Origin of the sequence: Flagellimonas hadalis, assembly GCF_007785775.2 — a bacterium.
In the GTDB taxonomy this organism is placed as follows: Bacteria; Bacteroidota; Bacteroidia; order Flavobacteriales; family Flavobacteriaceae; genus Flagellimonas; species Flagellimonas hadalis.
Map to the genome: position 1 here is coordinate 848,313 of NZ_VNIK02000001.1, position 12,581 is coordinate 860,893.

Below are 12,581 nucleotides of genomic sequence, written 5' to 3' on the forward strand. Positions count from 1 at the left end.
AGTTCTTTTTTTAAAATGCAATGTTCAATCCAAAAGAATAGCTTTCGGCCAAGGGTATGTTCAATCCAGTGAACCCATATACGTTACTGCCCGCACTGTATTGGTTGCCCTCTGGGTCATATCCATCGAAAGGTGTCCAAAGAAGGATGTTGTTGGCACTGGCAGATATGCTTACCTTATCCAGATTCAGGTCTTTAATGAACCTACTCTGAAAATCATAGGACAAAGAAATGTTCCTGAGTTTTACCCAAGAGGCATCCTGTACCAAAATTTCAGAAGCGCGGTTATACACATTGGAATCCCTATAGTAGTTCTCGTCTATCAGGGCTTCGGTGGTATTGGGCACAAAACCACCGCTTCCGTCATCCATCACACCGTCCAAGACTACATTGACATATCGCTGTATGGTACTTGAAGGGGTACCGTTCCGGATGGCATTTCGAATACCTGCATCATACAAATCTCCTCCTTTTTTCCATTCCAATAGGAAGTTCAAACCAATTCCCTTGTATTTGAAATTGCTCCCCAAAGAGGAAATGAAATCCGGGAAAGCGTTTCCGACCACTACCCTTTCGTCTATGTTGATGACAGGGTAACCGTTGGCCCCGATGTATCGCTCCCCATTTTCATATCGCCATTTGTAGCCGTACAGGTTGCCCATTTTGTCCCCGGCCCTTACTTCAGAGGTTATACCAGTAAATCCAGAATCGGCAAAGACCACGGATTCAATGTCCTCGGGAATTTCCAGTACTTTTCCTTCACTGGTGGACCAGTTGAGGATCACTTCCCATCTTAGGTCTTGGTTTCGGATGATGTCCGCGCTCAACAGGAACTCGTGTCCGAAGATTTCGTAATCCCCAGCATTTCTGGTGATTCCCGAAAGTCCTGAAGAATAGGCAGTCCCCACCGTAAATATCTGGTCTTTGACCCGTGTGTTATAGTAGGCATAATCCAATCGGATCCTATCGTTCAAGAACCTGAGGTCTGCTCCAAATTCGGTAGATTGGTTTCTTTCTGGCACGATGTCCAAATCTCCCAACAGGGTGCTTCTTCGGTAACCTCCGACACCTCCGAACGGAAAGTCGCTATCTACGACAAAATACTGTCCAATATCCCCAAATCCAGGTCCTTTACCGACCTCGGCCCATGAGGCCCTAAGTTTTCCAAAAGTGAAGATGTCGTTTTCCCCAAAGAGGCCAGAAACATCATAAGCCAAGCTCACCGAGGGATAAAAGAACGATCTGTTCTCTTTTGGCAAGGTGGAAACCCAGTCATTCCTGCCGGTCAGTGAAAGGAACAGTTTATCCTTGTACCCAAACTTGAGTTCGCCAAACACCCCAACATTTCTGAGCTGGACTATTTCCTTGTTAATGAAAAAGTTTGTGGTATTCCCAATTTCGTTTACCCCAGGTACGTTCAGGCCTTCTCCCCTTGCTTCCAAATAAGATCTTTTGGAATCGGACAATTGGTGCCCCAAGGTAAGGTCTGTGGTGAAATCATCGGACCAAGCTTTGTTCATGGCCACCAAGAAATTGGATTCCAGACCTGTGAAATTTACATTTTGTTCCAAAATGAAACCGCCTACTTGTGAACCTCCGTCCAAATCAGGTCCCACATATCGGTTCCTTGCATCGGAATAGTTGTCTATCTGTGCCGCGTAGGTGATGGTTACCCAATCCTTGGGAGACCATGTAAGGGTCGTGTTTCCTATCCAACGGTTCACATCGTCCTCCAAGGTACTGGTTTCCAACAAGTACCTTGGGTTATCAATGATTCCAAAGGAATAATCCCTTTCACTGCCATCGGCATTCTGATAATCGTTTATGGGGAATGTCCCTGCAAAATAATACAGGGCACTCATCACGGATTTATCACCTCCATTGGCCCGCTTCCCCCCAGAATTGGTAAAGGAGATGGAACCGTCTATGTTGAAGTTGTCCGTGACTTTATATCCGGCCTTCAACCTGAAATTGGTCTTTTTGTAATCCGTGTTGGGCAATACCCCTTGCTCGCTATTGTTGCCCATGGAGAAATAATAGTTCAATCGCTCGCCCGCCCCACTCAGGTTCATGTTGAGTTGGGAATTAAACCCTGTCCTGAAGATATCGTATGGACTATAGAACCTATCATCGGAAAGATCAACAATGTTTCCTTCGCCCAGATCATAAGAATCCAAAGCATATTCCGGGCCCCATGAATAGAAAGACGTGGAGTTCTGGACCCTGTTGAACCCTGTTTCGGAGGTAGGGTCATAAAGTGTCCTTGGCGCACCACCAAATCCTTCCCTATACTTAGTTTGGAGCGATGGCGTTGTTTTTACATTCCGGAAAGTTGTTGAGGCCGAGATATTGATCTTTGCCTTTCCTTGCTTCCCTTTTTTTGTGGTAATGATAATGGCACCATTGGCAGCCCTTACCCCATAAAGTGCAGTGGCGGCAGCCCCTTTAAGTACGTTGAAGCTCTCTATATCCTCAGGGTTCAAATCACCGGCCCTATTTGAAAAGGCGAACTGTTCCGAACTGTTAGGTGAATTAGAACCTGCACTGGGCCTAACTTCCCCGGAAAAGGTGTCATTGTCCAGAGCGAGACCATCAACAATGATCAACGGTTGGTTGCTCCTGTTGGGGTTCACGGAAGTCACACCCCTGATCAGAATGTCAACACCACCTCCCGAAGTACCGGAAGACCTGTTTATCTGTACCCCGGCAACTCGACCTTGAAGGCTTTCAATCGGGTTGGACTGGCCAGCCAGATTAAGATCCTCGGTGTTTACCTTCGTAACAGAATATCCCAAGGATTTCTGCTTTTGCTCCACACCAAATGCGGTAACCACCACCTCATCGAGCTGTGTGGAGTCTTCTTCCAACACCACATCGAGCGTGGTTGACGAGCCAACCGTTACATCTTTGGTGATCATTCCCAAATAGGAAAATCTAAGTACCTGCCCGCTAGAGGCATTGATGGAATATTTTCCATCAAAATCAGTAGTTGTCCCGTTGTTCGAGCCACTTACCACAATGGTAACCCCAGGCAACGGTGTGCCCGAAGTATCGGATACCGTACCTGTGATGGTCTGTCCAAAAGCGGCAATGCAAGAAAACACTGCAACAAATGTTAAATAAATGCTTTTCATTTCTTTAGTTTGTGTTAATACTTCTGAAAATTGCCCAAAAAATTTTACAAATCAAACATTTAAGTAAAAAAATGTTTATCACTTAAAAATAATGCTGTTTTATGCAATTATTATTAAATCATCCGCAAATCTTTTGAAAAAGACATTTTGCCCTAATCTTTATAAGACTTTATATCTCATTCTATCTGAAAATACAATTAAACATATGTTAAAATTTTAAGTCTTAAACTTAGATTTTGACAATAATTATCACTACCTTATAGATATTCTTTAACCTCCTTAACGTCAATCTCTATGAAAAAATCAGTTTTTATCATTGCATGCTTTGTCGTTTTCTTAATGGCCGGGAGCTTTAAGGGAATGGAACAAAATCGTCCCTCCATCGAGGGTACGTGGGAATTACAGAGTTTTTATAGTTATGACGGTGAGAACATCACGGATACTATTGAAAAATCTGATGGATATCGACAGGTCAAAATGTACTCCAAGGAAAAGATCATGTGGACCAGATATGTGCCCGATGACCCCAATGGCAGATTTGGCTATGGCTCGTATAGGACAACGGATTCTTCCCTGATAGAAGTAATTGAATATGGGGACGATGAAATGATGAAGGCCCTGGACACCATGCGCAACTTCACTTTTGAACTGGTGCTCACAGCAGATTCTTTTAGCCAGATTACCGTGGACAATGATGGCAACAGGACCTTTTCTGAAAACTACAAAAGAATCGACTGAAAAAATATCCAAAAAAGAAAAAGGCGCTTTTGACAGCGCCTTTTTTATAATGGGTATTGTATTCTCTGCCTAAGAAGAGGCCAGTATTTCCTTGCTCTCCACAGCGGCCAAATACCGTTCGGCATCCAAGGCGGCCATACAGCCCGTTCCCGCAGCGGTAACTGCCTGTCTGTATATTTTGTCCTGGGCATCTCCACTGGCAAATACACCAGGTTTATTGGTCTTGGTGGACTTGGCTTGGGTGATGATATACCCTGTTTCGTCCATATCCAACTGTCCCTTGAAAATATCCGTATTGGGTTTGTGCCCAATGGCAATGAACAATCCGGTCACGGCAATATCCTCTTTTTCACCGGTCTCGTTATTCACCATTCGGATACCTTCCACCACTTGGTCCCCAAGCACTTCATCCACTTCGGTATTGTATCGGATCTCGATGTTGTCTATGCTGTTGACCCTATGCTGCATGGCCTTGGAGGCCCGCATGTGGTCCTTGCGTACCAGCATAGTCACCTTTTTACAGATATTGGCCAAATAGGAAGCCTCTTCGGCAGCGGTATCCCCTGCCCCTACTATGGCCACTTCCTGGCCTTTGTAGAAAAATCCGTCACAAACGGCGCAGGCCGAAACTCCACCTCCCCTTAATCGTTGTTCACTGGGAATGTTCAGGTATTTGGCCGAAGCCCCTGTTGATATGATCACGGTCTCCGCCTCTATCACCTTGGATTCGTCCACGGTCACCTTATGGATGCCCCCAATCTCATCACTGAAATCCACAGCCGTCACCATACCTATCCTAACTTCCGTACCGAACCGTTCGGCTTGCTGTTGTAGCTGCATCATCATGGTTGGTCCGTCTATCCCTTCGGGGTATCCAGGGAAATTGTCCACTTCGGTAGTGGTGGTCAACTGCCCGCCTGGTTCCATACCTGTGTACATAACAGGTTTCAAATCTGCCCTAGCGGCATAAATAGCAGCCGTGTACCCGGCCGGTCCCGAGCCAATGATCAATGTTTTTATTCTTTCCATCTGTTCTGACATATCAAAAATCTTCCTCTGTTGGTTCACTTACAAAAGTAGGTTTTTTGCATAAAAACTTACACTGTGGGATTTCCATGTTTTCTTAAAAGATGTGAACAATTGGAGTTGACCAAAAGAAAAAGGAGCCATTTTCATGGCTCCTTTCCAAATAAAAGTAGGTCAAATTTACGGGAACATATATTTTGACTTTGAAACCGTTACGGCCGAGGGGGCTCAACCTCAAAAACCCCCTGGCGCAACGTAAACCTCCTTTTGATAAGATATTGGGGGAAAGAACACTAGAGTACCCTACTATCACCCCATCCTATTAGGTGGCTTTCTTTTGATTTCGTGACAAACATACTACTGGATTTTATTATTTATGGGCACCAATTAACGGATGGGGCTTTTGGCTTAACGGATGGCCGTTTTCAATTCATATTCAAAAAAAAATCCGTACTCGTAAGAAAGTACGGACTAAATATACAACTGTTTGATAATAAACAGGTTACTTTAAAATCGATGAAATCAGGAATTGTATTTGAGTTTCCGCTCAATGGTCTCGATCATCACATTGGCGATGTCCATTCCCGTAGTATTCTCGATTCCTTCCAATCCGGGCGAAGAATTTACTTCCAAAAGCAAAGGCCCTCTATTGGAACGGATGATATCCACCCCTGCCACGTCAAGATTTAGCACTTTTGCCGATTTGATGGCGAGTTTTCGTTCTTCTGATGTGATTTTGATCAAGGATGCAGCCCCACCTTGGTGGATGTTGGCCCTGAATTCCCCTTTTTGGGCCTGACGCTGCATGGAGGCCACTACCTTGCCATTCACGACAAAGCAGCGGATATCCTGTCCGTTGGCTTCTTTGATAAACTCCTGCACCAATATGTTCGTCTGCACGCTCTTAAAGGCATTGATGACACTCTCGGCGGCCTTGTTCGTCTCGGCCAACACCACACCCTTGCCCTGCGTACTTTCCAATAGTTTGATGATCAAAGGTGCCCCGTTCACCATTCGGATCAGGTCCTTGGTGTCCATCGGGGATTTGGCAAATCCCGTTATGGGGATATGGATATCATTCTTGGAGAAAAGTTGTGAGGCGAACAGTTTGTCCCTGGATTTGCTGATGGCATCGGCCGTGTTCAGGCAATACACCCCTAGGGTATCGAACTGTCTCAACAGGGCGCAACCATAGAAAGTGACCGATGGCTTGATCCTTGGGATCACCGCATCGAACTTATCCAAAATATTCCCTCCCCTATACCTGATCTCTGGTGAACCGGCGTCCAGTTTCATGTAAACGTTCTCCACATTCAAAAAGACCACTTTATGCCCTCTCATCTCCCCGGCCTCAATGATTCGTTTGTTGCTGTACAGTTCAGGGTTACTGGCCAAAAGGCCCAAGGTCAATCCAGACTTGTCCGATTTATAGGGACGGTACTTGATGGCCATTTCTTCCGGGGAGATATTGCCCATGCTAAAACTTTTGGAGGGGTCCACCAAATACCTCTCGTTGATGGCCTCCCGCCCCAACAGCATACGATATTCCATGGTGTCCCTATTGGCCAAGGTAAGTTCAATATCGAAGATCTTTCCCCCAAGGTTCACGGGCGTCTTTATCACAGGCCGTTCCTCGGATATGCCCTGCGAACTTTTCACACTACGCATATCCACCAACTTGGACTGGCACAATATGGAAATGCTCCTGTTGTCCTGCAATGGGTTTACCTCAAACCTCACCCAATCTTCCAGCCCTTTGGTAAAGATTTTGATCTTGCTGGCTTGGATCGATGATGTCTTTGCGCCGGAATCCACCCTGGCCTTGATGGCAGGTATCCCAAGTTCCTCAAAACGGCACCATTCCTCGCTGCCCAATATGTCCAAATTGTCCAAAATAAAATGCTTTTAATTGATTATACGCATGATGAAAAGGTCCAACACTTCGACCAAAATCAGCAAAATAATGATCCATTCCAGCCTACTGCTCTCCCTGTGGTCCATGATGTCCTTGAAAAGGCTTAGGTTCTCTTTGATGATGTATCCCTGTTCCTTGATGGTCCTATAGCGTTCCTTCAGATCAAAGATCTGTTTCAAATTCCTGTCCAACCGATCGAGGGCCTCATCTTCCCACACCACTTCCGGGGAATCAAAAATATAGAGGTTTTCAGAAATCTGGTTGTTGATGTTCAGGACCCTGGCAATGTATCTTTTGAGTTTTTTGCCCCCTAGGTCCAACCGACCGTGGTGTTCCAAATAATTGGTGTGCTCCCGGGTCTCTTTCATGATTTGGTCCGAAAGTCCGGCAAAGTGATCCAATGCCACGGACTGTGATAGGTGCAGCAGGGCCAATCGCATTCCTTCCACATTGGATTTTTGCAGTTCTATCTTGTTATTGGTCACTTTGGATGGCTCTTCATCGGAAACAAGTTCTATCTCCATTTCATCCGTAAGCTCAGATCGGTTCCAACCTTCACAAAAAGGTTTCAGGGCTTCCAAAACTTCATTCATCAAGTTTTCGTCAAAACCATAAAAGGAGACAATCCCGTACCTGAAAACATACAGATATTGTGGACCATCGGCATAGAAAAGTTCGTCCCTGTCGCCAAAGATGAGTTTTCTTCCAATGGCCTGTCTGTAGGCAGAAATGTCTATGTTCCCTGCAAGGTGCAGGGCTATGGCTTTTGAATCCATGGTATCTATCAGGTTGCGAAAATCTCCTCTGGGTCCCTAAAGCTCTTGAACTCCACCATGTAGCCGTTGGGATCTTGTATGAAAAAGGACAGGTGCTCACCGACCTTGTCCTGCATGAACGTGGCCTCGGTGGTCACCTCGAGGTCCAACTGGAACAGCCTTGAATACAACTCTCCCCAGACATCTACGGGAACGATCACCCCAAAATGGAACGAGGGCAGGATATAATCCTCCAAGCGGTAATTCTTGAAATCAAAGTTGAAGTTTCCCGATTGGGTAAAGGTGAGCTGGTTGCCAAAGAGGTCAACATCCAGCCATTTTTCAGTATGTCTGCCCAAATTGGCCTTGATTACATCTTGATAAAAGACACGGGTCTCTTCAATATCCTTACATGGCAAGGCGAGGTGGAACTTTGTATCCATTTTCTTTGTTTGTTTTTCTTCCTAAACTTTTAAAATAGGACCGAACGGCCATCCGGTCCATTTTGTCCATAAAGGGCAAGGCTTCTTTCCATTCCAACCAAAGGGCTTCTTCAAACTTGTATTTTTCCTTTACTTTTATGGCCCTTGGTTTCATTTGGACCAAAAAATAATTTTTCACCATGTTCCCCATCTTCCATTTTTTCGTGTGGGAAAGATAAAAACTCAACTGTGCTTCGGACAGTTTCAACTTTATTTCCTCACCCACTTCGCGAACCAGCGTTTCACTTTCCGTCTCCTTCTTTTTCTTCACACCACCGGGCAAAGTGTACCTTAATGGACCGCCCACTTTTCTTAGCACGAGAACCTTGTCCTTGTGTATGGCAATCAATCGGGATTTGACTGTTTTTTTCATAAGGCTCCTCTTTACTTAAGGAATGTAGATGGAAATTACGCATATATAGTCTGGTTTCAATGCATCCAACCTATATTTTTTCCTCCATATGTTGTACAGTCTTTAAAGGATGGGGCTACTCATCCTCCTCGTCACCCTCCAGACCTTCAGTGTCCAAGGAGCTTTCCTCTTCTGAATCGGAATCGGTGTCGACGTCCTCATGGACTTCCATGGCCATCACCAAACGTTTGCTCACTTTCACGAGATATGCGGTGTCCTCTGTACGTACTTCGATGCATTCCACCACTTCGTTGCTGGCATTCCGGTAGGTGACAATATCATCGTCATCATACCCATCCGGAAATTTCTCCACGAGTAGGTTCAATATATGGTTATCGAGTTTTTTATAGTCCACGATAACACGCTTCAACGTCATTGGTTGTCTGTTCTTCATCATTACATGTCTAGGAGGTAGGCAAAAATTAGGGGCGCCACAATGGTCGCATCCGATTCCACAATGAACTTGGGGGTGTCTATATCCAATTTCCCCCATGTGATCTTTTCATTGGGCACGGCACCGGAGTAGGACCCGTAACTTGTGGTGGAATCACTGATCTGACAGAAATAGCTCCAGAATGGGGTATCTGTCTGCTCCAAATCCTGATAGAGCATGGGCACCACACAAATGGGGAAGTCCCCCGCAATGCCCCCCCCTATTTGGAAGAAACCGATACCTTTTTCAGAGTTTTTCTGGTACCAATCGGCCAAAAAGGTCATGTACTCGATTCCTGATTTCATGGTGCTCGCCTTCAGCTCGCCCTTGATCACATAACTGGCAAAGATGTTCCCCATGGTGCTGTCCTCCCAACCTGGGACCACTATGGGCAGGTTTTTCTCTGCAGCGGCATACATCCAGGAATCCTTGATGTCTATCTCATAATATTGCTCCAAAACGCCCGAAAGCAGGAGCTTGTACATAAATTCATGGGGGAAATAGCGCTCGCCTTTGTCATCGGCATCTTTCCATATCTTGTAAATGTGCTGTTGCAAACGCCTAAAAGCTTCCTCTTCGGGGATGCAGGTATCGGTAACACGGTTCAGTCCCTTTTCCAACAGTTCCCATTCTTGCTCTGGGGTGAGGTCTCTATAATTGGGCACCCTTCGGTAATGGGAATGGGCCACAAGGTTCATGAGGTCCTCTTCCAAGTTGGCACCTGTGCACGAGACGATGTGCACTTTATCGGTGCGTATGATCTCGGCAAAGATCTTGCCCAGTTCCGCCGTGCTCATGGCCCCGGCAAGGGACACCAACATTTTGGAACCCTGCTCCAACTGGGCCTCATAGCCCTTGGCGGCATCCACCAATGCGGCAGAGTTGAAGTGCAAAAAATATTTTTGAATGAATTGTGATATTTCTCCTTTATTGTTCATCGTAATCGTCAATTGGGTTTACGGATTTCTTAAAGTTATCATTGTTTTCCTCAAATCCGTCCTCTAAGTAATCATTCTTTTTTAAAAATTTATAGCTCAACATTTTGTAGTACAGCTTTGCGGCCAAAAAATCGGAAGACCTTTCCTGTGTGTTGGGGCACAGTTCCACAATATCAAAGCCCACTACGTTTTTCTCCTCAAAGACCCTTTTCAGGAAATCCAAGGTCTCGTACCAGAAAAGCCCTCCTGGTTCCGGTGTCCCGGTAGCTGGCAATATGGAGGGGTCAAAAGCGTCCAGGTCAAAACTGATGTAAACGTTATCTGTCATCAGATCTAGAGCGGTGTCCGTCCAAAAATCATCGGTGACCATTTCATGTGCAAAGAACACCTTGTCCCGGTCCATGACCAAAGTTTCCGAATGGTCCATACTTCGGATGCCCACCTGCACCAAATTGGTGATTTCGTTGGCTTCTCGCATGGCACAGGCATGGTTGTATGGGGAACCGTTGTATTCCTTTCTCAGGTCGGCATGGGCATCCAAGTGCAGAACGGTAAGGTCCTCAAAACATTCATTGAACGCCCTGATGCCCCCAATGGAAATGGAATGCTCCCCACCGATCATCGTGACCAGTTTGTTCCTTTTGATGTATTCCTTTACGGTTTTATGGACGGCATCCACCATCTGTTCAGGGGAATCCAGCGCATCGATGGGATCGGCCAGATAAATGCCCTGTCTGTAGGCTTCGGTATCGGTTTCAATGTCATACCACTCCATATTCTCCGATGCTTCCAAAAAGGCCTCGGGACCTTTGTCGGCACCCTTTCCCCATGTACTGGTGCCATCATAGGGCACGGGCAACAATACTACTTTGGCTTTTTCGGGAGATGCGTATTCCTTTGGAATACCGGCATATATTCTATTCGTTTTCATTTGGGATCATTGTTCATATCAATTTTTGCTGGGCACGGGCAGCTTCTTCGAAGCTACTAGGCTATCCGATGATTTCTTCGCCCCATAACCGAGTATGGAAAGGAATTCGCCCGCAGTTTGTTGTTCAGCAAAGACAGAGGTCTTCAACTTCCCTTCCTTGTCCTTGTTGATCAATATATGCTTGGGGTGCGGGATAAGGCAGTGCTGTAGCCCCCCAAACCCACCAATGGTTTCTTGGTAGGCACCCGTATTGAAGAATCCGATATAGAGCGGCCTGTCCTTTCTGTATTTCGGAAGATAAATAGCGTTCATGTGCTGCTCCGAGTTGTAATAATCGTCACTATCGCAGGTGAGTCCACCCAACAGCACCCTTTCATATTCTTCGTTCCACCTGTTGATGGACAGGGTAATGAACCTTTTGCTGATGGCCCACGAATCGGGCATGGTGGTGATGAACGACGAATTGATCATGTTCCACTTTTCCCTGTCGTTCTGCTGTTTTTGATAGAGGACCTCATAGATGGTGCCGCCACTTTCGCCCACCGTGAAACTTCCAAATTCGGTGAAGATATTGGGCACCTCCACTCCGGCCTCCTCACATGCCTGTTTGATCTGATGGATGATCTCATCCACCATGTACTCATAATCATATTCGAACGCCAAGGAGTTTTTTATGGGAAACCCACCGCCAATATTGAGGCTGTCCAAGGTTGGACACACTTTTTTGAGGCTAATGTACACCTTCAAACATTTCAAAAGTTCGTTCCAATAATAGGCCGTGTCCCGGATGCCCGTATTGATGAAAAAGTGGAGCATCTTCAGCTCGACCTTGGGGTTCTCCTTTATGGATTGGTTGTAGAAAGGGACAATGTTCTTGTAGCCGATGCCCAACCTAGAGGTATAGAACTCAAATTTAGGCTCCTCCTCGGAAGCGATTCGGATTCCGACCTGGAAATTATCCTCGATGGCTTCTCCCAACAATTCTATTTCTTCATAATTATCGATGATCGGAATACAGTTTTTGTGGCCATTGTTGATCAAACGGGCTATGTTCTGTATGTATTGATCCCTTTTGAAGCCATTGCAGATCACATAAGTATCCTTGGTAATCTTGCCACTTTTTCTCAAATGCTCGACGATATCTATATCAAATGCCGAAGAGGTCTCTATATGGATGTCATTTTTCAGCGCTTCGTTCAGCACATGCTCAAAATGTGAGCTTTTGGTACAGTAGCAATAGTGGTACGAACCTGCATAATTGTGCTTTTTCATGGCCTCGCCGAACCATTTCTTCGCCCGTTGGATGTTGTCCGATATCTTGGGAAGATAGGTAAACTTCAAGGGTGTTCCATAGCGCTGTATCAAATCGTACAGGTCTATGCCGTGAAACTGTAATTTGTTGTCCTGTAGTGTGAATTCCTCTTGTGGAAAATCGTAGGTCTGCTCGATCAGATCGATATATTTTGTTTTCATTTAAATTTCGTATTGATAAAAAAACTGATAAATAATTTTTGGTCAAATGAACAGCAAGTTCTCAGATACGAAACTCAAATACGGTATAGGCAACAAAGAAGGGAGTCCGTGAAAAATCACGGATGATGGAATGTTTTTCGGAAGTCGTCCCTAAAATCCGGTGTCTTGACCTGAAGACGGCTTTTTGGGTTGACTTCCTTGTTCCCAAAAGCCCGAACATGAAAAAAGTTTTCAACGCGATTAGGTGATGTGCCCCAATATTCTGGACTCATTCAGGGGTCAAACATAAACAAAAAACAAATACGTCAACTTTTTTTATAAAAAAAAATAAACCAGCATAACACA

Annotated in this window: 11 protein-coding genes; 1 reads left to right on the plus strand and 10 read right to left on the minus strand. The window is 45.4% G+C overall.

Features of this window, described 5'->3' with window-relative positions; genetic code table 11:
- Window positions 1-10: 10 nt before the first annotated feature.
- A complete protein-coding gene (locus tag FOT42_RS03790) occupies window positions 11-3,133 on the minus strand; it encodes a SusC/RagA family TonB-linked outer membrane protein (protein WP_151889226.1) in 3,123 nt (1,040 codons plus the stop codon).
- 294 nt (window positions 3,134-3,427) lie between these two features.
- Between FOT42_RS03790 and FOT42_RS03795 the strand changes: the two genes are divergently transcribed.
- Window positions 3,428-3,871 (plus strand): hypothetical protein, encoded by a 444-nt coding sequence (locus tag FOT42_RS03795; RefSeq protein ID WP_108423076.1) that lies wholly within the window; start codon window positions 3,428-3,430, stop codon window positions 3,869-3,871.
- Window positions 3,872-3,940: 69 nt separating this feature from the next.
- Here FOT42_RS03795 and trxB read toward each other — a convergent pair whose 3' ends face one another.
- The 9 genes from trxB to FOT42_RS03840 form a co-directional block, all read right to left on the minus strand.
- The gene (trxB, locus tag FOT42_RS03800; RefSeq protein WP_151889227.1) at window positions 3,941-4,912 is read right to left on the minus strand and encodes a thioredoxin-disulfide reductase; all 972 of its coding nucleotides are present in this window, start codon (window positions 4,910-4,912) and stop codon (window positions 3,941-3,943) included.
- A 507-nt stretch (window positions 4,913-5,419) separates the two neighbouring features.
- Window positions 5,420-6,793, minus strand: coding sequence for a 30S ribosomal protein S6--L-glutamate ligase (gene rimK, locus FOT42_RS03805; RefSeq protein WP_417937766.1), 1,374 nt, complete (start codon window positions 6,791-6,793; stop codon window positions 5,420-5,422).
- A gap of 9 nt (window positions 6,794-6,802) precedes the next feature.
- Window positions 6,803-7,588: an RMD1 family protein gene (locus tag FOT42_RS03810; RefSeq protein WP_151889229.1), complete on the minus strand. Its 786-nt coding sequence runs from the start codon at window positions 7,586-7,588 to the stop codon at window positions 6,803-6,805.
- Between the two features lie 8 nt (window positions 7,589-7,596).
- Window positions 7,597-8,010, minus strand: a complete 414-nt coding sequence (locus FOT42_RS03815; protein ID WP_151889230.1) for a VOC family protein — start codon at window positions 8,008-8,010, stop codon at window positions 7,597-7,599.
- The gene (locus FOT42_RS03820) at window positions 7,976-8,422 is read right to left on the minus strand and encodes an NUDIX hydrolase (RefSeq protein WP_151889231.1); all 447 of its coding nucleotides are present in this window, start codon (window positions 8,420-8,422) and stop codon (window positions 7,976-7,978) included. Before FOT42_RS03820 ends, FOT42_RS03815 begins: the two co-directional genes overlap by 35 nt.
- Before the next feature lie 115 nt (window positions 8,423-8,537).
- Entirely contained in the window at window positions 8,538-8,837 is a 300-nt protein-coding gene (locus FOT42_RS03825; protein WP_313788413.1) for a hypothetical protein, read from the minus strand.
- 20 nt (window positions 8,838-8,857) lie between these two features.
- Window positions 8,858-9,832 carry a deoxyhypusine synthase family protein gene (locus FOT42_RS03830; protein ID WP_151889232.1) on the minus strand — a complete coding sequence of 325 codons (975 nt, stop codon included), beginning with the start codon at window positions 9,830-9,832 and terminating at the stop codon, window positions 8,858-8,860.
- The gene (speB, locus tag FOT42_RS03835; RefSeq protein WP_151889233.1) at window positions 9,822-10,763 is read right to left on the minus strand and encodes an agmatinase; all 942 of its coding nucleotides are present in this window, start codon (window positions 10,761-10,763) and stop codon (window positions 9,822-9,824) included. Before speB ends, FOT42_RS03830 begins: the two co-directional genes overlap by 11 nt.
- Before the next feature lie 18 nt (window positions 10,764-10,781).
- Entirely contained in the window at window positions 10,782-12,236 is a 1,455-nt protein-coding gene (locus FOT42_RS03840; protein ID WP_151889234.1) for an arginine decarboxylase, read from the minus strand.
- Window positions 12,237-12,581 lie beyond the last annotated feature (345 nt).